Raw genomic sequence first — 21,689 nt, forward strand, 5'->3', positions numbered from 1 at the left:
TATTTCTTTTCTTTTTCGTCCTTTGCTTTTTTCTCCTTATCGGTTTTTTCCTTTTCCATTGCCGATTGTTTTTGGGCATTTTCCAATTGCTTCATGTAGGCTTCCATGTTAACCATTAAACCCGAAGCGGTTTTTAAGGGTACTGTAATGTTTTCAAAAAATCCCTCGTCTAATTCTTCTGCTGTTCCTCTAAGATTAAGAGGCGGGATTAGTTGTTTGGCATTGTCTTCGCATTGTTCGTTTTGCAGTAGAATAGAAACGACCAGTTTGTTTTCTGCTCCTCTTGATATGGTTAGCTGTAAATCGCCTGTGATTTCTAATTGTGCTATCTGATTGAAAAAATTAGTGTTCATCTCTTAAATTTTTAAAGTGTTATTTAATCCGTTTTTAATTGCCGTTAATTTTTCGTACATATCCATCCAATAGGCTTTTTGTCTTTCATTGAAATCTGAAAAATCGTTACCCTCCTATTGATAGTCTTTGTATTCTGCCGTTATTTTGATGGCTTCATCAAGGTCGGTTACCTCAATAGCGTAGCCATTCAGATCAATTACTTCCATTCATCAAAAAATTTATGTTGATAGCGTTCGCACCAATTTTTGCAAACGAGCTACACAGTTCAAATGCTTTTTGCGATTTTATTTGTGCTGTACCGCCTAATACAATGGATTGCAGTTTGGCTTCATCATCCTTATAATTGCGTACATTTTGGTAGTAGCCAGTCACAGCGTTATAAGCTCCAAATAAAGTCCCTTTTGTGGTTTCCATTTGTTGGGTCTCATTAGTCATGGCATAGGCAAAAGCATTTTCAACAGTATTTTTGAACACGGTGGAGATTTCGTCATTATTACCTTTTTTGATATGCTCTAGGGTTTCTTTATTGGGACAAAGTGCCAACTGTATCAATTTTTCAACCTCCTTATCACTTACTTTTACTTTCGCCCAGTCATTGAAGATGTTTTCTAATTGGTTGCTGAATTCGTTTGCCAATCCCATTACTTTGTGGGCATTGTCCAAACGTTGTTTCGCCCCCGAAGTATGACGGATGCGTACCACGTTACTCATATTGCGAAGTGAAGCGTTAAGCGTATTTTGGCAAACAATTCGAACAGGGGTAAAGGCTGCGGTAATACTTCCGCTACCATCGTGCGAAGTGGTGAGGAAAATATATTTTTCTGTTACATCATCGCCATTACCAACACGGATATAATCAGGCAGTTTGGCAGTTATGAAAATGCGTTCTCCATTACCTAAAGCTCCTGCGGTCTCGTATAAGATTCCATCAGTTCCTCCAACAATGGCATCAAAAAAACTAAAAGCCTCCCGATTTTGTACAATATGGTAGTCTTTACCTACCACACCCAAAACGGTGTTGTCATCAGTGCGCATAGTAGCAAAATAATTAGGTACGTTTAGTTCGTTGTCTCTAATTTCTACGCTGTTTGTGTTTTCAATGATATTGGAGCCTTTTGTGTATAGCGGACTTTTGATTACCTCATAATCCAGTCCTGCGTGTTTGATTGCTTCTGCACTTGTGGGATAATCTTGTACAATTTGCCCTAAACCGTGCCATGCTTTTTCCTGAACGTTTAAAAAAGAATAACGTCCAGTTTCTTCGTTGAAATTTAAATTATGTGCCATGATATTGAGATTTTAAAATTTGAAAAAAATTAAATGAATTGTGTTAGAATGGTAAATCGTCTCCATCTTCCTGATTTGGAGTTTTAGTTTTCTGTTTGTTGGTGCTTGTCTGAGCGATTTCTGTTTTCTTACCGCCTCCATGCAGTTTGATAGTTGAGGTATGGAAATTTAAACTTGCTCTTAATTCTCCGTTATTAGCTGTCCACGGTCTTGTGCTAACTCTACCTGTAAGCTCTACCAAAGTTCCTTTGGTTAGTATCTTCGCTACGTTTGGACTTATCCAGTAAGAGCAATCAAAATAGGTAGTTTGCTCTATGCGTTCGCCTTGTTTGTTGCGATAGCTGTCGTTGGTAGCTACTGAAAAGTTGACTACTTGTTTTTCTTTTGACGTTGTGCGTACTTCCGCATCCCTTGTCAGTCTTCCGATGATGTTCATAATCTTTACTTTTTAGAGTTAAATTTTATTTTATTTATTCGGCAATGAGAGGAGGAGCTGTTTCGTTTCATTCTATTACCATTTCTAATGATTTTGTTTTCCATTATTGACATTTTTTTTATTCGTCTAAAGAGCCGGAGTATGCTTTGTTTCGTTTCAGGAGCATAAAAGGTTAGTGTTTAGCAGGAGCAAGGTTTTGTCAAACAAATACAACCCGAATGGGTGGAGATTTTTTGACAAACCCGTAGGGCATGACCTTGTTCTTGCGTTAAGAACACTAGTATACCTTTGCTCTTGAAATGGGACAAAACAGCATACTGGTTCTTGAATAAAAAAAGCAGTGGAAGTGATTAAAAAGGCATTGAGTAAATGGTTCAATGTGATTTGAAAAAATAAACTAATGAGATAAAATTTCTAAAAACTTTAAGTTTCATTATTTTCTAAATATATGGCTATGAAAGTCCTATAAAAGGATCTTGAAAAATATTGTTTGGGTGAAGATTTGGATTTTTCAAGATGCTTTTATTAGGTATCCGATTAAGCTCTTTTATGAAGTAGAGTAGCGGATTAATAAATGTGCTTTGAGGATTTTGTATGGATAGAAACATAGGATTCTCCAATCCTTGGCAGTGTATTTCTTCTATACAGCCAAAGCATGACAAATAATACTATTAGATACCATAAGAATTAATCTTTTTGTTCAACGCTCTATTTTAGAAAGACAAATAAAAATAGGCGATGCGATGGAGAAGAAAGAACTAAAGAAAATACCAATCGAAGAGGCTATGGAGTTTTTTAGAAAAGAAGGAATGGAGATGGAGAGGGAAGAAGCAGAACTTGTTATGGCATTTTTGAATAATCTCACAATGATTGTTATTCGGGAATACTTTGACACAGAGTAGTTAATTTCGTATCTTAGCTAATACCTATAAAACATTTTATTATTTATTGAAAAGAGATTAGCCATGAAAATAGCAGATTTGTACATACGTGTGTCTACTGACGAACAAGCAGATAAAGGATATTCACAAAGAGACCAGGAAGAGCGTTTAAAACGATTTTGCTCGACAAATAAAATTACTATCGGACAGGTTATCTATGAAGATCATTCTGCTAAAACATTTAAGCGTCCTAAATGGATAGAACTTTTAAATAGTCTGAAAAAGAAAAGTTCTAAAACTAATCTTCTACTTTTTACAAAATGGGATCGTTTTAGTCGTAATGCAGGGGATGCTTATCAAATGATTAGTATACTTATCAACCTTGGAGTAGAACCGCAAGCTGTTGAGCAACCTTTAGATCTTTCTATTCCCGAAAACAAAATGATGCTTGCAATTTATCTGGCTGCTCCCGAAGTAGAAAATGACCGTAGAGCACTCAATACTTTTTATGGTATGCGGAGAGCAAAAAAAGAAGGTCGGGTTATGGGAACAGCTCCATTTGGTTACGTTAATAAATGTAAAGAAGATGGAAGTAAATATATTGCACTACAAGAGCCCCAAGCTACTAATTTGAAATGGGCTTTTAATGAAATAGCTAAAGGATTGTATTCGGCTAATCAAATACGATTAAAAATGAATAGTTTGAGCTCAAAAAAAATAAGTAGCAGTTCTTTCCATGTAGCTATTCGTAATCCAGTGTATTGTGGGAGGGTATTTATACAAAAATATAAAGATGAAGAAGCTTATTTTGTTCAAGGGCAGCATGAACCGTTAATCGACGAACGATTGTTTAATAGAGTTCAAAGAATATTAGATGGTAATAAAAGAGTAGAACTTCCAAAAACTAAAATTCTTTCTGATGTTAACTTACCTTTAAGAGGTTTTTTGGTATGCCCAAAGTGTGGACGTAATCTGACGGGAAGTGCTTCAAAGGGTAGAAATAATCGCTACTATTATTATCACTGTCATCCTTCGTGCGGTTTTCGCAAAAAAGCAGAGGTAGCAAATTTGATTTTTGAAGAAGGTCTGCAACTACTGAATATAAATGATATAATGAAAAAGTATCTAAAAAAAATCTTCATAGATAATTATAAGACTTTCGTTAAAAGCCCAACCAATCAAAAACAATTTATTTCGGATGAAATTGACCAGTTGAATTCAAAATTATCAGTAGCAAGAAATAAACTCTTAGCAGGAATACTTGATGACGAGGATTATATTGAAATTAAAAAAGATTTAAAAGAAAAGATCGAAAAGCTGGAAGAACAGTTAAATAAAGATGATTCTGATGATAAAACTGTAAACATAGATGCATTGGTCGAAAAAGGGCTTCAAAGTATCACAAACCTAGGTAAACTCTACAAGGAAGGTGGTATTAATACAAAAAGAGATATAATTGGTTCGATATTTCCTGAAAAATTAGAATTTGATGGAAAGATATATCGAACCGCCCGAATGAATGTTATTGTGGATCGTATCTTTCAGATTAACAGCGATTTAGCTGAAAATAAAAACAGGGAAAGAGATTGTTTTAATCCCTTCTCCTGTCAAGTGACCATGGAGGGATTTGAACCCTCACGCCCTTGCGAGCACCACCCCCTCAAGATGGCGAGTCTACCGTTTCTCCACATGGCCTAAAAGTAAAAAAGGTTAAGTAAAAATTACTTAACCTTTTGTGACCCGACTGGGGCTCGAACCCAGGACCCCATCATTAAAAGTGATGTGCTCTACCAACTGAGCTATCGAGTCATTGCATCAGAGAACGTTGTTCAAGTGAATCACTTAATTTGTGACCCGACTGGGGCTCGAACCCAGGACCCCATCATTAAAAGTGATGTGCTCTACCAACTGAGCTATCGAGTCTTGCATCGTTCCCTGATTGCGGGTGCAAATATAAGGCGTTTTTTTTATTATTTCCAAGCTATTTTATTATAAATTTGTCTTTTTTTAATAATAAATTTTAACACCTTAGTTTATAGGGTTTTATTCTATGAAGAAAATTATACTGCTAGGTTATATGGGTTGTGGAAAGTCAACTATTGCCAAAGAATTATCAAAAAAGCTTGAAATTCCTTTTGTTGATTTGGATGAATTTATCGAAAAAAAGGTAAAAATGACCATCAAAACGATATTTGCTGAAAAAGGAGAGATTCATTTTAGAAAGTTAGAACACGAATGTTTTGTAGAATTACTCCATTTTACTGAACCCATTATAATAGGCTTAGGTGGAGGAACTCCATGTTATGCTAATAATCATGAGTTGTTAAAAGGAGATGATGTAATTTCTGTTTATTTAAAAGCATCTATCGATACTTTAGTAGGCAGATTGTCGTTAAATAAGAGCAACAGACCCCTTATCGCCAATAAAAATGATGAGGAGATGAAAGAGTTTATTGCTACTCATTTATTTGAAAGAAGTTATTATTACAATCAGGCACAACATACCGTTACTGTAGATCAAAAGACGATTGAAGATACAATAAAGGATATTCTTGTTCTTTTAGCTTAACCAGGCGTAGCTATTGTCATCCTCGTCAAATTCTACCTGTACATGTTCTAATAGGGAAGTAGAAAGCGAAATTCCTTTAAAATCGGCTTTTACAGGATACTTTTTATGATTGCGATCCACTAAGACCGCAGTTTTGAATTTCTTTAAAGGCACATCCAGAAAATGCTTGACAGCATAAATTAAGGTTGTGCCTGAATTCAATACATCGTCTATAAGTATTAAACCTTTATCGGCATATTTATCTGAAGCAATTGAAGTTGTTATTGCCAATTTTGGATTTTGCTTGTCTACATTGACTTCGCATAAAATAATCTGTAAATCAGAAATGGTTTTTAGCTCTTCGGCAATTTTTTGTGCAAACACATAACCATTAGTGGCTATCCCGGCAAGGACTACTTCCTCTTCATCTATAAAGGTTTCGTAGATTTGGTAGGCAATTCTTTTGGTTTTATGTTTGATTTCCTGATTTGTCAGAATGATATTTTTGCTCATGGTTTTGTTCTTGTTTAAATTTTAGGATTTGCAGTTGTTTTTGTATTCTAAATTACAAATTTTCCTCGTCGTCGTGATGAATTTCATTTCCGTAATCATCAATATCCCTTCGGTCTTTTTTAGTAGGTCTTCCGGTTCCTGTTTTACGGTAATGTTCTTTAGATAACTTCAATAATTCGAGATGTTGGTACACCTCTGCAGGCGTATCATTTCTACGGTATATATCCACCAGTTTAGCACCTACACGGTTTTCAGGAATATCTAATACCGTAATGGTTTGGGTAATCTGGTCTTTTCTAAAGGTGATTTTATCGGTAGGAAATACTTCTTTGGAGGGTTTTGCAACAATGCCATTTACGGTGACATGATTTTTTTTACAGGCCTCTGTAACCATATTTCGGGTCTTGTAATATCGAACACACCACAGATATTTATCTATTCGCATAAAATTTCTAAAATCAGAGTTAAATAGTTTACAAAAATAAATCAATATTGTATCTTGCGCACTTAAAATTCAGTTATAATGAACAAATTTAGGTATTATTTTATTTTAATAATTACAACCCTCTCGTTATTTTCATGTTCGAAAGACGATAATGCTATTGAAGAAGTGCCCCTTAGGGATTATGGAGAGCAATATGCAAAAGACAATGATAGTATTGAAAAATATTTGAACAATTATTATATAGAAGAAATTACCAATGCTCCCGGACAACCGGAAGATCAGGATATCAAAATGACTAAAATTCCTGTAGGTGGAACGCAGCCATCTATAATGTCACTTTTAAATAGTCCTACTTTTCCAAAATTATTAGTTAGAAATGTAGATTTAGACGATATTACATATAAACTTTATTATTTAGTTTTAAGAGAAGGTGTAGGGGAAAAACCATGTAATGTTGATGGTATATTTGCCACTTATAAAGGAACTTTGCTTGATAATACCGTTTTTGATCAATCTTTTGACCCGCAAGGTCTTTGGAATTTAGATGGAACGGGTACTAGGGGAGTATTTGTAGAAGGTTGGCGACAAGTTTTTCCACAGTTTAGAACAGGAACCTATACTGAATCAGGTTTGGGAGATGGAACTTTAACTTACAATGATTTTGGTGCAGGAGTGATGTTTTTACCTTCCGGATTAGCATATTATGGTTCTGCAAGCGGTGCTATACCCAGTTATACGCCAATAGTTTTTAGTTTCAAATTATATGAGTTAAGACGAAATGATTTTGATAACGACGGAATCCTTTCTTATCTTGAAGATATTGATGGAGATGGCTATGTAACGAATGATGATACTGATGGCGATGGTAAACCTGATTTTAATGATCCTGATGATGATGGGGATGGTTTTTTGACCAGAAGAGAAATCACTGTAAACGGAAAATTGACTGCTTTTGATTTAATTCCGGATTGTAGTGGAAATACAACAGATCCAGACAGAAATAAAAAATATTTAGATCCAAGCTGTCACTAGCATAGTATTTTAAAATAAAAAAAATCCGGTCTCGTTTTAAAAAAATGAGACCGGATTTTTTTATGCAAAGCAAAATTAATTTTATTGCTTTGTTAACCAATTTTTAAAATCATTAAAAACCTGAGGTGAAACTCCGTGACCAATAGGATATTCGTTATAAACAGATTCAATTCCTAGAGTAGTCAGAAAAGATTTTGTTTTTCTGGCCCATTCTACAGGAATCACCTGGTCTACGGTTCCGTGAGCTGCAAATATTTTCAGATTAGAAAAATCATTGTTTTTATAATTTTCTTCAAATATAGGTTCGCTAATATAGCCGCTCAATGCAATTACTTTCTGTACTTTATCGGGATGTGACAGAGCAATTGCCTGACTTAAAATAGCACCCTGGCTAAAGCCTAATAAAGTAATTTGTTTTTTATCAATAAGATAATTAGCAATTAATTCTTCGATAAACGTAGCAATTAAATCACGCGATAGTTTGGCTTGCTCATGATCTGAAAATTTGTTTTCATTGGCATCAAAATTAATCGCATACCAGGCGTAGCTTCCGTATTGTAAGTCATAAGGTGCTCGGGCCGAAACAACATAATATTCCTCCGGAAGTTCAGATGCAAACGAAAATAAATCGGCTTCATTGCTGCCATAACCGTGTAGTAAAAGCAATAAAGGATTTTTTTCTAATTTTATTTTTGGTTCTCTGATGAGGTATTCTAAGGATAGATTCATTTTTAAATATTCAGTGTTCAGTCCCGAATTTCGGGATTAGTGTTCAGTTTTTTGGAATTTAAGAAATGCTTTTAAACCATTTTTGATATAAATTTCCAACTAATGGCATAGGACGAGTTTCTCCTTTTATCGCACTAAAAATGCCATAACCCCAAAGTACCGAAACGAAAATCCACATAGGGGCAGAAATCATCATGCTGTCAAAATTACTGATGATTAAACCTAAAGAGATAAAAGTTAAGGTAATCCCTAATCCCTGACGAATATGAAATGAGGCATAAGGATTCTTGTCTTCGGCATTCATAGACATGGCAATAAATACGCCAACCCCTAAAATGTAACTGGTTATTGCAGCAGTTTTTCCTTTTTCGATGGTATCGTTCATGTTTTTTATGCTAAAATTAATTGTCCCTGATTTATAATTCCGTATGCTTTTCCTTCTGTTTCCATTCCTAAAAAAGCAGAATTTTTAGATTTTGATAAAATGTTACTTTTCGTAAAAGTACTTTTTCCTTCAGGATTGAATAAGCTGATTGTAGCAATTGCTCCTTCTTTTATAATCGAATTTTCGATACCAAAAACAGCTTTTCCCTGAGTTAGTTTCTCTATTATTTTTTGTAACGGAAGCACTTTTGTCAATGTTCCAAAAGCACTTTCCAGACCAATTGTTCCATTTTTTGCGGTATCAAATTCCATTTTTTTATGTTCAATATCAATCGGATTATGATCTGTAGTAATCATATCGATAGTATTGTCCATAATTCCGGCTAATAAGGCTTGTCTGTCAGCTTCTGTTCTTAATGGCGGAGTTACTTTGTAACGAGTGTCAAAATTGTCGAGCTTTTCATCCGTCATTGTTAAATGATGTACACTCACACTACAGCTTAATTGCAATCCTTTGGCTTTAGCCTCTTTGATTAAAGCAACTGATTTTGCTGTAGAAATAGTGGGAATATGCATTTTTCCACCCGCATATTCCAGTAAAAACAGATTTCTCGCTATTTGTAATTCTTCGGCTAAATTTGGAATTCCTTTCAGTCCCAAACGTGTTGAAACAACGCCTTCATTAGCAACACCGTTTCCTTTAATATTAGCATCCTGAGAATAAGCAATGACTAATCCGTCAAAATCCTGTGTATATTGTAACGCTATTTTAAGCAAATTAGCATTTTCAAAACTCTTGTTGTAATCGCCATAAGCAATTGCACCGGCTTGTTTCATGTCAAATAATTCTGCCATGTCTTTTCCTTCGGCATTTTTAGTTAATGCACCAATCGGAAAAAGCTGGGTAGCACTTGAGTTTGCTTTACTTTTTACAAAATTAATTTGCGATTGATTGTCTATTACAGGGAAAGAATTAGGTTGTAAAGCAATAGCTGTAAAACCGCTTTTTGCAGCAACAGCGAGTCCGTTTGCAATGGTTTCACGATCTTCAAAACCGGGTTCGCCCAGAGATACACTACTGTCAAACCAGCCTTGGGAAACATGAAGATTATCCAGTTTTACTTCTTCTGTGTTTTCAGGATTGGGCAAAGAAACTCCTATTTTTTCAATGATTCCATTACTAATTAAAATATCTGCCGTTTGATTATGAAAAGGACTCTGTGGGTCGATAATTTTGGCGTTTCGGATAATTAATTTCATAAGTAGCATGTATTTTTATTTCAGGAATTTTATAATAGCCATTTCGCATAGCAGAAAAAGCAGTGCAAAGATAACAAACCATTTCCAAAGTTGATTATCCATTCGGTCGGTTTGTAAGCGTTGAAAAACGTTTTCAACAGAATCGATAGTATTATAATCAGCTAAGATTTTGGTATCAAATGAACTAAGTTGACTTTCTGTTCGATTGTAATTAAAACTAATATTTTCTATCCATTGTTTTTGATTATAAATTTCAAAATTTCCTGCTTCCAGCGGCAAATCAGTAAAAGTAATTTTGACTTTAGAATTCATGATTTGCTGAATGGGAATAAATTGTTCTGTATTATTTTTTACTTCTAAAATACCGTCTTTTGAAAGTGAAGCATCAACAATAAACGGACTCGAATTGCCAATAGTCAGTGCGTTTACGCCATTATTTTGATTGAATTGTGCCATTTTGTAAAAGACAGGAACAATTAATGGCGATTGTTGAAAGTTAGAATTTTCCGTATTTATGGGACTTGAAAAGTAATAAACTGCTGAAACAGCTGTATGTATTGCAGATAAAAAAGCAGTTTGATCATCATAAATTAAAGCTCCAGGATTAGAACTGGAAACAGCAAAAGAGGCTTTGGTAGAAGGATATTGAAAATTAGTAATCCTACTTTCAAAAACACCCGAAAACAATGGATGACTGAAATTGATTTTCGAAATTAACTTTTCTACCTTTTCGTAGGATTTGAATTGGATCCTTCCAAAATTCCCTAAAAAAGAAGTTAATGTTGCAGGGTTACTTTTTGCCGAAGGAATAACAATAAGATTGCCTCCTTTTTGAACAAATGTTTTTAAGGTGATTTGTAAAGCCTGCGGAATTTCGTCAATTTCGTTTAAGACAACAACATCTTGTTTTTCAAGATTGTTATAGTCCAAAGTGCTTATTTCTGAATTGCTGTAATTGAATTCGTCAGCGGTGTAAATACGCTGTAAAAAGCTGCTTTTTTGAGCTTCGCCAATGCTGATAATGTTTGTCTTTTTTTCTTTGGCAATACTAAAATAATAGTTGTTGTCATAGCTCAACCCATTATCCGAAATAGAAACATAGCCATGAAAACTTTCTTTTGGGATATTAAAATGCAATGTTTTTTTATTATTCTCCAGATTGGCAATTGTTTTAGCCAGAAGTTTTTTTTGATTATAAATCGCCACAGGAACTGATTTTAAATCATCTCCGGAACCGGATAAATTGACCTTAATATCATAGAAGTTAGTTGTGGTTTCATTGATGTAAACGCTGTCAATACTTACATTGTTTTTTTGTTCTGATTGTGGAATTATAAAATAAGCAGTATCATTTTTAGAAATGCTTTTGAGATGTTTTGGGTTCATTCCAATGGCATCTGTAATAATGATAATGTCTTTGTTTACAGTAGTTCGGGTATTTATTTTTGCTAAAACAGTATTTAAATCAAAAGGGATTGCACTGTATTTTATATTTTGTAACGTAGTTCTAATCGATTTGATATCAGTATTCCAGTAACTTTCGGAATTGGTAAGTAACGAAAAATTCTGGTTTTCCGGAGTTTCTTCCAGTAATTCCTGTATAGTTCTTTTTAGTAATTCTCCTTTTTTTCCTTTGGCTTGCATGCTAAAGGAATTGTCGAGAATAATATACATTTCGTTGGATTTATTTTTGCTGTCTTTTGCTTTAAAAAAGGGTTGGGCAAAAGCCAAAATAATAAAAGTAAGCAATAAAAGGCGACAGCAAAGCAACAGCCATTTTTTGAGTTGGGAACTTTTTCGAGTCTGAATAGTAAGTGATTTTAAAAAGCGAACATTGGTGAAATATTCTTTTTTAAAACGGCGAAACTGAAATAAATGAACCAAAATTGGGACAATCAATAAAAAAAGAAAGTATAAAATTTCAGGATGTTTGAATTGCATTCTTATTTTGGCTTTTATTTAGTATCCAAAAATACAAATTTGTAAACAGTTTTAATGGAGGAATGTAGGATTTTTTAAATAGATTAAAATGCTATTACAGGTTCGGTTTTTATATGTATTTTAGCAGTTATCAAAAAAGTATAAAATGAAAAAAAGATGTTTAGTGGCATTAGCAGTATTATTTAGCATTGGCTTACAGGCACAGGAAAAGAAATATAATTTGGTTATTGGGACTTACACTAAAAGTTGCGATAGCAAAGGGATTTATGTGTATGAATTTGATGCTGCAACAGGAGATGCTCAATATAAAAGCGCAACTGAAAATGTCATCAATCCCAGCTTTTTGACGCTATCAAAAAAGAATGATTTTATTTATTCAGTCAATGAAGACGGACCCAAAAGTACGGTAAGTGCTTTTAAATATGATTCTAAAAGTGGGAAACTGGATTTTGTAAATAAACAAAATGTAGAAAATCCGGGCCCTTGTTATATTATAAATGATGATAAAACGGTAATTACAGCCAATTATACCGGTGGTAGCGTTGCTGTTTTTGGAAAAAATAAAAATGGAAGTTTAACTCCATTAAAGCAATTGGATCAGCATTATGGTAAAGGACCCAATACCAAACGTCAAGAGAAATCTCATGTACACATGGTTCAATTTTCACCTAACCATCAGTTTGTCTTAGCAACCGATTTAGGAACAGACAAAATGTATTTGTACCAATACAATCCTAAAAATGCAAAACCATTAATACTTAAGGACAGTATTAGTGTGAAAGCGGGTAGTGGTCCCAGACATTTTACCTTTAGCAAAAATGGCAAAAAGATGTATTTGTTGCAGGAACTGGATGGAACATTGTCGGTTTTTGATTATGAAAAAGGGAAATTAGAATTGATTCAGGAAACTACGGTTGTGGAAGAAGGATTTAAAGAAAGTTTTTCAGCGGCTGATATCCATATTTCACCTGACGAACAATTTTTATATGCTACCAATAGAAAAGAAGCCAATACGATTAGTTGTTTCAAAATTCTGAAAGACGGAAAATTAGAATTGGTTTCCAGAAACAGTACTTTAGGAGATGGACCCCGTAACTTTGCGATTGACCCAACAGGAAATTTTCTTTTAGTTGCACATCAATATACGAATGATATTGTGGTTTTTAAAAGAGATAAAAATACCGGAAAATTGACTGATACCGGAAAAAGAATTCCTTTGTGTTCCCCGGTTTGTCTGGTTTTTACTGAACAATAGAAAGGAATTGGTACTTGATAAAACTAAAAAAGCCTGAAAGTTCAATTTTCAGGCTTTTTTATTATTTCTTTTTCTTCTTTTTTGCAGCTTGTTTTTTCAACATATTTCTATTAACAGAGCCATGTGTTTTTTTCTTAGTTATACCGGGTCCGCCCAAATTGACTTTTTTGTTCTTTTTACTTTTTTCCTGAAAAGCACCATCTCCTGTTAATCTAGGTCTTTTCATTAATAGCTTAATGGGTTGTCTGTCTTTTTCAGGACCAATTAATTTTGTGGAAATTTCCACTTCTTCAGGGAAATCTTCGATGTCTAACTCCATGTTCATCAGTACCTCTGCAGCCACTTTTAATTCTTCTTCACGTGGCGTTACAAAGCTTAGGGCTATTCCGGTTGCATCGGCACGACCGGTACGACCGATACGGTGCATGTACAATTCAGGTTCTTCGGGCATTTCAAAATTAACTACGTGAGTAATATTCGAAATATCTAATCCTCTGGCCATAATATCTGTGGTGATTAATCCACGAAGTGTTCCTTCCTGAAAAGAAGCCATTGTATTCAAACGATAATTTTGTGATTTATTAGAGTGTATCACACCAAATTGACCGTCAAAATCTTCTTCAATACTTTCGTGAAGCATGTCAGAAATCTTTTTGTTATTTACAAAAATCAAAACCCGACTCATGTCTTCGTTGGTTGCTAATAAATGTTTTATTAAGTTAACTTTGGTATTGAAATTTGGAACGTTATAAGTAATTTGTTTGATTTTTTCTAATGGAGTTCCGGATGCTGATAAAGTAACTTCTTCGGGATAATCGAAGTAATCGTTCAAGATAGCATCTACTTCATCAGTCATGGTTGCCGAGAATAAGATATTCTGACGTTTTTTAGGCATCATCGCTAATAAGGCGGTAAGCTGAACCCGAAAGCCTAAATTAAGCATTTCGTCAAATTCGTCAATAACCAGTTTTTGCATGTCTTCAAAACGAACGACATTGTCCAGCGCTAAATCCATCGTTCTGCCGGGAGTTCCTACAAGTATGTCTGAACCTTCATAAACTGATTTTTTTTGTGTATTGATATTAACTCCACCAAAAATCCCGATAGTCCGGATGGACATAAATTCGGTCAATTTTTCTATTTCTTCTACAACCTGAACTACAAGTTCTCTGGTAGGTACTAAAATGACAATTTTAGGAGTATGTGTAACACTAAATTTGTATTGTTTCAATAAAGGTAACAAGTAGGCAAAGGTTTTACCTGTTCCTGTTTGTGCAATTCCCATCATATCTCTTCCAGACATAATTACAGAAAAAGATTTCTGCTGAATAGGAGTAGGAGTTGTAATTCCTAATCCATCTATTGCTTTTTGTAATGATTTAGGAAGATTGAATTGCTCGAAAGTGGCCATAAAACGTATATTTTGTGCAAAGATAGTCTTTTTGAAAGGAACCGCTTCATTGTTTTTTAAATACCAGTTTTTAGTGTTATTTCAAAAAGATTCAAAAAGATTCACAGAGTAAGACAAGAGTTTCACAAAGTTTTTTATTTATGTTTTGCGACTTCTTTGCGAGTCTTTGTGCTATCTATAGTAACCCGTTGGGTGCAATTATTAAAAACGTCCGTTCGAGTGCTTTTTGTGGAGTATAACGAAACAAAAAATGTGTCGAGAACCGTTTTTAATGAAATTTTTCTTGTTCTCGATATAATTTTCTATCGAAAATCACTCGAACTGACAAAAAATTATCATCAAAAACTAATTACACCCAACGCGTTATATTATTTAAATCTTAAATCCCAGGAAGCAGTAATTGAGTATATCCAGAAATAATTCCCGGGATCAAAACTGATTTCCTGATGTGCAACATCAAATTGTATTCCCCAGGCATTTTTATCTTTTGTAGTGGTAAAGAAATATCCCAAATTTAAACGTTGTGTCTTTAAATTAATAATGGCAGCGTCATTGGCATCAAATATAAACTGGTTTACTTCCGGAGAAATCCCCATACTAAATAAGATACTAATATAGTTATCAGCATTACTACGGTATTTTCTGTAATTTAATGCTGCCGAAGTACTAGTGCCACTGTCACCAGGAGTGAAATAAGGACGTAATGACCAATAACTGTTTCCGGTATACCAGCCAATGGCACCTGTATAAATTGTGGTTGTTGTACTGTATTGTAAGGTTCTGAATCCAGCTGAAATTTCTAAACTATGGGGTAATGATTTATACAATTCAGCTCCGTATCTAAAGTCAGGAAAAATAAAACTATTAGCATATCCTACATTTAGATAAGCGTATAATCCTTTAGCTATTTTTGGGTACATATCTATTTCAACCTGAGCTCCGTTTTCATTAAAGCGTCGATTGAAATTTAGTTTACCAATAATGCTTCCGTACTTTGTTTGTTTACCATAACTCAACGTATAATACTGCATCGGGTCAAACACTTTAGAATATAAATCGACAGAAGCTCGTACTCCGATAGTATTTGTTCTAAGGGTACTGTTTAGACTCTCCAGAAAATCTTGTGCATCCTGATTTTCGGGATTTTTAGCTATAAGGTCTTTTATCACACTTTGTGCTTCCAGCGGATTTTTAGTATTTTTTAATGCACCAGCTTCCAATAAAGTAATCTCAGGGTCGTTTGGGAAAATTTTTAATGCTGATTTAGACATCTCTATTGCCTGATAAGGCGCATCGCTCCAGGATTCATTTTTAATGGCAGCAATCCAGTTTTCCTTGTTTTCAGGTGCTTTTTCGATAACATAAGCAAACTCTTTTCGGGCTTTTTTATAATTACCATCCCAGGAATATGTAGAAGCCAGAAAAGTACGAATTTCATGGTAGTTGGGGTATTTTGTTAAAATGTTTTCTAGGGTATCTTGCGCTTGTTTTCTTTGCTGATTAAAAGCCAGATTGCGTGCTGTTTCAAATGAAGCATCAGGGTTTCCATTGTAACTTACCTGAGCTTGCGTTTGTAAAAACCAGGCAAAAGTAAATAATATTGATAATTTGATAATAGGTTTGCTTATCATCATCTTAATTCGTTTTTAAATTTCATAAATTCACTGTTGTTAGGGTATTTTTGAAGCATACTGTCAATCGATTTTTTTGCCAGGGCTAAATGATTCGTTCTTTGGTATGCTTTGGCTAATTTAATACCTAATTCTGGATTTTTAACTTCGTTTTTTAATGCTTTTTTAGCAATGTCAATTCCCTTGTTATCTTGATTTGACCACCAATAAATATCCATTAAGGCAAGGTAGCTGTCATAATAATAGGGTGTTCTTTTAACAACCTCTAATAGCTCTTTTTCAGCGTTTTTATAATCTTTGTCCCAAGCTAATGTCCTGCCTTTTAAGGTTCTTACATCAGCATAATTAGGAAGTTCGTTTAAAATGTAATTGCACAAAATGCGGGCTTCTTTTCGTTTGTTGTTAAAGGCTAATTCTCTGGCTTTAAGGAAAATCTGATCGTAATTTAATCCTTTGGTTTCTTTTCTGATTACTGCTAGTTCTTCTTTCGAAAATTCAAAGGAAGCCTTGCTGTAAATAAGTAATGATTTTGGTAGAATTTTATTTTTTTGAGTCAGATAAGCATTCAGTTTTTTAGTTTCCTGTAGACTATCTTCAATAGTTTTAAGCAACTCACGATTACTAATTTTAGAAGTTTCAAAGTTTTCATCTATTTGAAATAAATCACCGTTAGAGTATAAATAATCTTTATAGATAAATTCATTAATAATTCCTTTGTTTTGCATAATGGGAATTTTATGAATGTTTCTAAAACTTTTCACAGTATCTAATCCTGAACTCATCCAGGCTATTTTTTCAATTTTGTTATCCATTTTATAATTGTTCATTAAAAAGGAAACTAAACTTGGGGTAATGTCCCAATGTGATGAAACAGATTTAAAAGTCTGTGTTTTTTTCAACATTGGACTATAAATATATAGCGGGACATGAAAACGACACAATTTGTCTTTTTGTTCAATTGGAATCAAACGGTGATCTCCTGTAATTACAAAAATAGTATTGTTGTAATCAGGTCTTTTTGCATAAGCTTCCATAAAAGTTTGTATCGAATGATCCGTGTACAATAATGAAGCATAAATATTTTTATAAGTTTCAACCTCCGATTTTGAAAGCGCCATGTTTTTATCGGATGCAGTAATGGCATCTACTTTTTTCAGATATGCTTCTCTTTCAGGAAAATCAAAAGGTTCATGATTGGTCAATGTCATGATTATATCTAAACGAGGTCCTTTTTTAGACTGAATTTCGTTAAGTGTTTTTCTGAAAATCTCAGCATCAGGATAACCCCAGGTAAAACCTTCAGCATTAGCTTTCGTTTTATGATAACTTGAATCAAATTTATTGATATCTATAATGTTGTCTATATTATTATATTCTAAAAAATTATTTCGATGGTCAAAACTGGATTCGTCTCCACAATAAAAAGCAGTGTTGTAACCATTAGATTTTAAAATACTAATTAACGAACTGTGTGCAGGTAAAGGTTTCATTTCTAAAAATCCTTTGTCTCCATACGGAAGTGAACCTAAAATAGAAGGCAAAGCACCAAAAGTGCGACCAGCATTACTAACAAAATTTTCCCAATACAAGGATTTTGGAATCATAGAGTCCAGATAGGGAGTAAAACCTCTATTGGCATTTTTCCCAATAAATTCATCACCTAAACCTTCAACAATAATCATAACGATGTTAGGCTTCTCCTCATTAATTTCGAAAAAAGGAGCTAAAACATCTGGAGTTGACGAGGATGGTTTTAATAGAGGAAATTCTTTTTTGTACGTTAAGTTTGCTGCATTAAATTGATTTTTATCTTCTTGAAACTGGATAATAGCATTAGAAAAATAAGCCAATTTATTTTGAAATAATGATTCAGTAACTTCAGGAATGATGAGTTTAATTCCTAGACAAAACACTGTAGCTATTGCTGTTCCTATGTATAGCTTTTTTAGAACTATTTTTCGGGAAATGTATTTGTTTATGGTCCAAAACAAAAATGGAAATAAAATAAATGGTATAAAATACAGTATCGAAAAAGATTCCGAAGCTGTAACGGTTGTATATATATCGCTGGCTGAATATCCTAAAAAATCGGCTCCCAGATTAACTAATGTGGTTAGATGGTATTTAGTCAGCGCAAATTGACCAATAATAATAAGTGTAAAAAGAATTTTTACAGGAAGATCTTTCCAGCTTTTTTTAGTGTAATATAAAGCAATGTAAATAGGCAGACATAAAAGACTAATGATGAATATAGTCCAGAAATCATTAATTAGTTTGTAAAATAAGGTGCTGCCAATATTGGGAATTTTAATTCCGATATAGCATTTAGCAATTATTTCAAAAATGCTAATCAACCAGAAAGTGAATGCCATGGAAAGGCACAAGAAGCCGTAATTAAAGGAATTCTTTAATTGTTGATTGTTATCCATTTAATGAAAATTTTGTGTTTTTTAAATTGGTTAGTTAGTAGTCATTCCTTTGCGTGTCATTTCGCCCCATTTAATTTTTTTATTAAAATAGTAGTCAAAATTTCCTTTTAAGGCAGCATATAAGATGAATGGATGATTCAATATTGGCTCAGTAAAAGCTGTTTTTATAAGTTGTAAGCCCATCCCTTTTTTACGATATTGATGATAGGTAAGTTCTTCTGTTATTATGGTAATTATAGAAAACATTACCGTAAAAAGATAGGCAACAAATAAAAACAGTAAAGCATAATCCCAAAGAACATTGTTTGTTACAATAAGCAAAGAAAAGTAAAATAATCCTAAAATTTCAACAATAGGAGCTGCTCTTTCAAATAAAAACCAATATGGATAACTAATTGTTCCTAAAGCATGGTATTTAGGATTAAATCCAATTTTTTTATGTTTTTTTAGGGTTTCTATAGTCCCGCGAGTCCATCGGTTTCTTTGTGAAATAAATATTTTATAAGTATCAGGTGCTTCCGTCCAGCAAAGTGGGTCAGGAATATAGGCTACTCTGTATTTGACTTTTTTTTCTTCCATGTGGCGTCTCATTCTTACAATGATTTCCATGTCTTCACCTACAGTTTTAGTGTCGTATCCGCCTACTTCCAAGGCTATTTTTTTATCAAATAATCCAAAAGCTCCAGAGATTACTAATAGTCCATTGAGTTTACTCCAAGCCATACGACCTAATAAAAAAGCTCTCAGATATTCTAAAATTTGCCCTCTAACAATTCTGTTTTTCGGGAAATTGATATCCAGTAATTTTCCGTCTTTTATTGTGCAGGAATTGGCAATTCTAATCACACCACCGGCAGCAATAACTTTTTCATCAGTAGCTTCAAGAAAAGGTTTTACCATTTTTTGTAATGAATCTTCAAGTAGTAAACAGTCAACATCTATACAAGCAACATACTTATTGGTACTAATGTTTAATCCTAAATTTAGAGCATCAGCTTTTCCGCCATTTTCTTTATCTACTACAATTAATTTTTCAAATGCGGGGTTAGTCGATTTGAAAACCCCTTGTCTAAGTGGTTTTGTTTCAATTTGATAATTAATTAAATAATCTACCTTAACCAAATCATAAGCCACAATAAGTTTCTCTAAACTATCATCTTTACTACCATCATTTACAATGATAACATCATAATTTACATAATGATTAGAAAGTAATGAGCGAACATTTTCTACAATATTTAAACTTTCATTGTAAGCAGGGGCAATAATTGAAATAGAAGGAGAAATAGAAGAAGATAAAATATTAGAATAGTTTACAAAGCTATTTTTCTTCATGTAATTTACTGTTTCAAAGGCGGATATGATAGCTAAAATAATGTAGGATAAAATAGCTGCTATTGCAAATCCAAAAAAGAAATAGTCAAAAATATCTATAAGCTGTTGGGGTATATTTAGAGTCATAATTAACTAGCTATGGTTAGGTCTTTGTCTATTGAAAAATCAGGGGTAATTGTATTGACTTTAAACGTATTATCGGTGTCAACAGTAATTAAATTCATGATTTTCATTACAGAGACTCTGATATAAAAATTCTCATGCTGTATGTGTTCTTTAATAAATGGGATGTCGTCTGGCATGGCCATTTCTTCCATCATTTTAAAAAAGGCTATTTGTTCCTCCAGGCATCTGCTAAAGAGATCTGTTTTAATTATTTCAACCGCTTCAAAAATTCCTAAATGATTGACGATATTTATGGCTTCAATCCTGATTTCGGTATTAGTATGGTTCAAAAGTGATTTAATAGCTTCTTGCGCTTCATATTGATTGTAGATTCGTGCTAATTTTAAAGTAAACAAAACTACAGAATCGTTTTTAGAGAGCAACCATTTAGACATATCGGGAATCTCCAGATTATTGAATTTATTTAAAATTTCTAATAATTGAATTTGATCCCATTCGGATAAATTGCTTTCTAATACATCTAAAAACTCCAGTCCGTCAAAACGGAATAACTTCACTAAGTATTTTTGAATTTCATTACGAACTTCTTTTTTAGGATGATTAATCAATGGGATAATTTCGTCATGAGCTTCTTTAATTTCAAATTGTGTTAACTCCCTGACAGAACGAGCTACAGCATCCCATTTTTTACTTTTTAGTGTAGATGTAGCTGAATTAATCAAACCTGTTTTATAATATAAATTTTGAATTGCATCAGCAGTTTCTCCTGAAATTTCATTCTTTAATTTTAAAAAAGTATTAATAATAAGTTTTCGTTTCAAACGATTATGCGAAGATTTAGCTAAATAAGCTATTATTTTTTGTTGCTGTTCATTATTTTCCGGATCATCATCAGCATATAAATATTCGATTAAATCTGCTTCGTATTTTTTTTTATACGTAGCTTCTATTCGTCCTTTTATTCTCAATCGGCTTCTAAGACTTTTTAAATATATCATTAAACCCATTATGATTGCCATAAAAAGGAAAGATACATAAGCACAAAACTGGATGATTGGATGCGAATTTTGAAACGCATCAATACTATTTTGGATTAAATCTGACATAATAGTTGGTTTAGAGCTTTATTGCAATAACCTTTTAATACGAATAACTAATTCATTGGGACTAAAAGGTTTACTCATGAAGTCATTAGCGCCTAAATTAAAAGCGTTTAAAACCATTTCTTCCTGACCTGCTGAAGAAAAAACTACAATAGGAGTTTTCATTTCCAGTTTGTTTCTTACATGACTTATTACTTCGAGTCCACTTATAAAAGGCATCATGATATCGGTAAGAATCATGTCAGGTCTGTTGTCTTCAATAAGATTTACAGCTTCTTTTCCATTGGTGGCTATTAAGAGTTGGTATCCTTCTTTTTCTAATTTGAATTGTAAGAGTTTTGAAAGAATAGAATTATCCTCTGCAAGAACAATTTTTTTTGAAAGATTCATTTGGTTTAAGTTAGGTTAAGATTTGGGGCGTTTTTTCTTAATCCAAATGTATTAAAGTTTTATGATAAAATCGATAAAGTGACTAAAAATATCGATGAAATGCACTTTTTTTTAATTTTTTGTAATAAAATAAATCTGTTTATAAAATAAAAATATTTAAAAAAGAGAGAGAAAGGTAATTTTAAAAAATGGTAAAAAA

19 protein-coding genes, 3 tRNA genes and 1 pseudogene are annotated in these 21,689 nt (G+C 33.3%); 5 read left to right on the forward strand and 18 right to left on the reverse strand.

All coding sequences use genetic code 11. From position 1 onward, the window contains the following. The 3 genes from BUB89_RS10850 to BUB89_RS10865 all read right to left on the reverse strand — a co-directional run. Positions 1 to 353: PRTRC system protein E (locus BUB89_RS10850; protein ID WP_143161161.1), on the reverse strand; the 353-nt coding region annotated here is incomplete at its 3' end. Between the two features lie 193 nt (positions 354 to 546). Then, positions 547 to 1,641 (reverse strand): DUF932 domain-containing protein, encoded by a 1,095-nt coding sequence (locus BUB89_RS10860; protein ID WP_073244958.1) that lies wholly within the window; start codon positions 1,639 to 1,641, stop codon positions 547 to 549. 43 nt (positions 1,642 to 1,684) lie between these two features. After that, the gene (locus BUB89_RS10865) at positions 1,685 to 2,077 is read right to left on the reverse strand and encodes a single-stranded DNA-binding protein (RefSeq protein ID WP_073244960.1); all 393 of its coding nucleotides are present in this window, start codon (positions 2,075 to 2,077) and stop codon (positions 1,685 to 1,687) included. A gap of 743 nt (positions 2,078 to 2,820) precedes the next feature. Here BUB89_RS10865 and BUB89_RS18160 point away from each other — a divergent pair. Further along, entirely contained in the window at positions 2,821 to 2,979 is a 159-nt protein-coding gene (locus tag BUB89_RS18160) for a hypothetical protein (RefSeq protein ID WP_170215522.1), read from the forward strand. A 63-nt stretch (positions 2,980 to 3,042) separates the two neighbouring features. Beyond that, positions 3,043 to 3,975 (forward strand): annotated as a pseudogene (locus tag BUB89_RS18240) (recombinase family protein); the annotation flags it as partial. 595 nt (positions 3,976 to 4,570) lie between these two features. On the opposite strand, the gene BUB89_RS10875 reads toward BUB89_RS18240, so the two are convergent. From BUB89_RS10875 to BUB89_RS10885, 3 genes are all read right to left on the reverse strand, one after another. Then, a tRNA-Leu gene (locus tag BUB89_RS10875) sits at positions 4,571 to 4,653 on the reverse strand. A gap of 41 nt (positions 4,654 to 4,694) precedes the next feature. Next, positions 4,695 to 4,767: transfer RNA gene (locus BUB89_RS10880), tRNA-Lys, on the reverse strand. A gap of 41 nt (positions 4,768 to 4,808) precedes the next feature. Further along, positions 4,809 to 4,881, reverse strand: a tRNA-Lys gene (locus BUB89_RS10885). Between the two features lie 127 nt (positions 4,882 to 5,008). Between BUB89_RS10885 and BUB89_RS10890 the strand changes: the two genes are divergently transcribed. Further along, positions 5,009 to 5,527 (forward strand): shikimate kinase, encoded by a 519-nt coding sequence (locus BUB89_RS10890; RefSeq protein ID WP_073244962.1) that lies wholly within the window; start codon positions 5,009 to 5,011, stop codon positions 5,525 to 5,527. Here the strand turns inward: BUB89_RS10890 and BUB89_RS10895 are convergent. Together BUB89_RS10895 and BUB89_RS10900 are read right to left on the reverse strand one after the other, a co-directional pair. Beyond that, positions 5,519 to 6,019: a phosphoribosyltransferase family protein gene (locus tag BUB89_RS10895; protein WP_073244964.1), complete on the reverse strand. Its 501-nt coding sequence runs from the start codon at positions 6,017 to 6,019 to the stop codon at positions 5,519 to 5,521. The genes BUB89_RS10890 and BUB89_RS10895 overlap by 9 nt on opposite strands. 52 nt (positions 6,020 to 6,071) lie before the next feature. Next, positions 6,072 to 6,464 (reverse strand): RNA-binding S4 domain-containing protein, encoded by a 393-nt coding sequence (locus tag BUB89_RS10900; protein WP_073244966.1) that lies wholly within the window; start codon positions 6,462 to 6,464, stop codon positions 6,072 to 6,074. A gap of 78 nt (positions 6,465 to 6,542) precedes the next feature. Between BUB89_RS10900 and BUB89_RS10905 the strand changes: the two genes are divergently transcribed. Then, positions 6,543 to 7,496, forward strand: coding sequence for a BamM family beta-barrel-assembly machinery protein (locus BUB89_RS10905; RefSeq protein ID WP_073244968.1), 954 nt, complete (start codon positions 6,543 to 6,545; stop codon positions 7,494 to 7,496). 81 nt (positions 7,497 to 7,577) lie between these two features. On the opposite strand, the gene BUB89_RS10910 is transcribed toward BUB89_RS10905, so the two are convergent. Genes BUB89_RS10910 through BUB89_RS10925 form a run of 4 tightly spaced genes read right to left on the reverse strand, consistent with a single transcriptional unit; the run spans position 7,578 to position 11,810 of the window. After that, positions 7,578 to 8,225 (reverse strand): alpha/beta hydrolase, encoded by a 648-nt coding sequence (locus BUB89_RS10910; protein WP_073244970.1) that lies wholly within the window; start codon positions 8,223 to 8,225, stop codon positions 7,578 to 7,580. A 58-nt stretch (positions 8,226 to 8,283) separates the two neighbouring features. Continuing rightward, positions 8,284 to 8,610, reverse strand: coding sequence for a hypothetical protein (locus tag BUB89_RS10915; protein ID WP_073244972.1), 327 nt, complete (start codon positions 8,608 to 8,610; stop codon positions 8,284 to 8,286). A gap of 5 nt (positions 8,611 to 8,615) precedes the next feature. Next, entirely contained in the window at positions 8,616 to 9,869 is a 1,254-nt protein-coding gene (locus tag BUB89_RS10920; protein ID WP_073244974.1) for a dihydroorotase, read from the reverse strand. 15 nt (positions 9,870 to 9,884) lie between these two features. Next, complete coding sequence (locus BUB89_RS10925; protein ID WP_073244976.1) at positions 9,885 to 11,810, reverse strand: BatA domain-containing protein; 1,926 nt, start codon at positions 11,808 to 11,810, stop codon at positions 9,885 to 9,887. Between the two features lie 145 nt (positions 11,811 to 11,955). Between BUB89_RS10925 and BUB89_RS10930 the strand changes: the two genes are divergently transcribed. Then, positions 11,956 to 13,065 (forward strand): lactonase family protein, encoded by a 1,110-nt coding sequence (locus BUB89_RS10930; protein ID WP_073244978.1) that lies wholly within the window; start codon positions 11,956 to 11,958, stop codon positions 13,063 to 13,065. A gap of 61 nt (positions 13,066 to 13,126) precedes the next feature. On the opposite strand, the gene BUB89_RS10935 is transcribed toward BUB89_RS10930, so the two are convergent. The 6 genes from BUB89_RS10935 to BUB89_RS10960 all read right to left on the reverse strand — a co-directional run bounded on the left by BUB89_RS10935 (position 13,127) and on the right by BUB89_RS10960 (position 21,490). Further along, positions 13,127 to 14,476: a DEAD/DEAH box helicase gene (locus BUB89_RS10935; protein WP_073244980.1), complete on the reverse strand. Its 1,350-nt coding sequence runs from the start codon at positions 14,474 to 14,476 to the stop codon at positions 13,127 to 13,129. 368 nt (positions 14,477 to 14,844) lie between these two features. Beyond that, positions 14,845 to 16,110, reverse strand: a complete 1,266-nt coding sequence (locus BUB89_RS10940; RefSeq protein WP_234982626.1) for a YaiO family outer membrane beta-barrel protein — start codon at positions 16,108 to 16,110, stop codon at positions 14,845 to 14,847. Continuing rightward, the gene (locus BUB89_RS10945) at positions 16,107 to 18,536 is read right to left on the reverse strand and encodes an LTA synthase family protein (RefSeq protein ID WP_073244981.1); all 2,430 of its coding nucleotides are present in this window, start codon (positions 18,534 to 18,536) and stop codon (positions 16,107 to 16,109) included. Before BUB89_RS10945 ends, BUB89_RS10940 begins: the two co-directional genes overlap by 4 nt. A gap of 30 nt (positions 18,537 to 18,566) precedes the next feature. Further along, positions 18,567 to 19,871, reverse strand: a complete 1,305-nt coding sequence (locus BUB89_RS10950; protein WP_141384569.1) for a glycosyltransferase family 2 protein — start codon at positions 19,869 to 19,871, stop codon at positions 18,567 to 18,569. A gap of 128 nt (positions 19,872 to 19,999) precedes the next feature. After that, positions 20,000 to 21,103 (reverse strand): HEAT repeat domain-containing protein, encoded by a 1,104-nt coding sequence (locus BUB89_RS10955; RefSeq protein ID WP_073244985.1) that lies wholly within the window; start codon positions 21,101 to 21,103, stop codon positions 20,000 to 20,002. Positions 21,104 to 21,121: 18 nt separating this feature from the next. After that, on the reverse strand, positions 21,122 to 21,490 hold the full coding sequence (locus tag BUB89_RS10960) for a response regulator transcription factor (RefSeq protein WP_073244987.1): 369 nt from the start codon (positions 21,488 to 21,490) through the stop codon (positions 21,122 to 21,124). Positions 21,491 to 21,689: the final 199 nt, after the last annotated feature.

Origin of the sequence: Flavobacterium flevense (genome assembly GCF_900142775.1) — a bacterium.
In the GTDB taxonomy this organism is placed as follows: Bacteria; Bacteroidota; Bacteroidia; order Flavobacteriales; family Flavobacteriaceae; genus Flavobacterium; species Flavobacterium flevense.

What these genes read in the sequence shown, in the direction of transcription:
- BUB89_RS10860 (WP_073244958.1), bottom strand. Translation starts at nt 1,641, where the DNA reads ATGGCACATAATTTAAATTTCAACGAAGAAACTGGACGTTATTCTTTT.
- BUB89_RS10865 (WP_073244960.1), bottom strand. Translation starts at nt 2,077, where the DNA reads ATGAACATCATCGGAAGACTGACAAGGGATGCGGAAGTACGCACAACG.
- BUB89_RS18160 (WP_170215522.1), top strand. Translation starts at nt 2,821, where the DNA reads ATGGAGAAGAAAGAACTAAAGAAAATACCAATCGAAGAGGCTATGGAG.
- BUB89_RS10890 (WP_073244962.1), top strand. Translation starts at nt 5,009, where the DNA reads ATGAAGAAAATTATACTGCTAGGTTATATGGGTTGTGGAAAGTCAACT.
- BUB89_RS10895 (WP_073244964.1), bottom strand. Translation starts at nt 6,019, where the DNA reads ATGAGCAAAAATATCATTCTGACAAATCAGGAAATCAAACATAAAACC.
- BUB89_RS10900 (WP_073244966.1), bottom strand. Translation starts at nt 6,464, where the DNA reads ATGCGAATAGATAAATATCTGTGGTGTGTTCGATATTACAAGACCCGA.
- BUB89_RS10905 (WP_073244968.1), top strand. Translation starts at nt 6,543, where the DNA reads ATGAACAAATTTAGGTATTATTTTATTTTAATAATTACAACCCTCTCG.
- BUB89_RS10910 (WP_073244970.1), bottom strand. Translation starts at nt 8,225, where the DNA reads ATGAATCTATCCTTAGAATACCTCATCAGAGAACCAAAAATAAAATTA.
- BUB89_RS10915 (WP_073244972.1), bottom strand. Translation starts at nt 8,610, where the DNA reads ATGAACGATACCATCGAAAAAGGAAAAACTGCTGCAATAACCAGTTAC.
- BUB89_RS10920 (WP_073244974.1), bottom strand. Translation starts at nt 9,869, where the DNA reads ATGAAATTAATTATCCGAAACGCCAAAATTATCGACCCACAGAGTCCT.
- BUB89_RS10925 (WP_073244976.1), bottom strand. Translation starts at nt 11,810, where the DNA reads ATGCAATTCAAACATCCTGAAATTTTATACTTTCTTTTTTTATTGATT.
- BUB89_RS10930 (WP_073244978.1), top strand. Translation starts at nt 11,956, where the DNA reads ATGAAAAAAAGATGTTTAGTGGCATTAGCAGTATTATTTAGCATTGGC.
- BUB89_RS10935 (WP_073244980.1), bottom strand. Translation starts at nt 14,476, where the DNA reads ATGGCCACTTTCGAGCAATTCAATCTTCCTAAATCATTACAAAAAGCA.
- BUB89_RS10940 (WP_234982626.1), bottom strand. Translation starts at nt 16,110, where the DNA reads ATGATGATAAGCAAACCTATTATCAAATTATCAATATTATTTACTTTT.
- BUB89_RS10945 (WP_073244981.1), bottom strand. Translation starts at nt 18,536, where the DNA reads ATGGATAACAATCAACAATTAAAGAATTCCTTTAATTACGGCTTCTTG.
- BUB89_RS10950 (WP_141384569.1), bottom strand. Translation starts at nt 19,871, where the DNA reads ATGAAGAAAAATAGCTTTGTAAACTATTCTAATATTTTATCTTCTTCT.
- BUB89_RS10955 (WP_073244985.1), bottom strand. Translation starts at nt 21,103, where the DNA reads ATGTCAGATTTAATCCAAAATAGTATTGATGCGTTTCAAAATTCGCAT.
- BUB89_RS10960 (WP_073244987.1), bottom strand. Translation starts at nt 21,490, where the DNA reads ATGAATCTTTCAAAAAAAATTGTTCTTGCAGAGGATAATTCTATTCTT.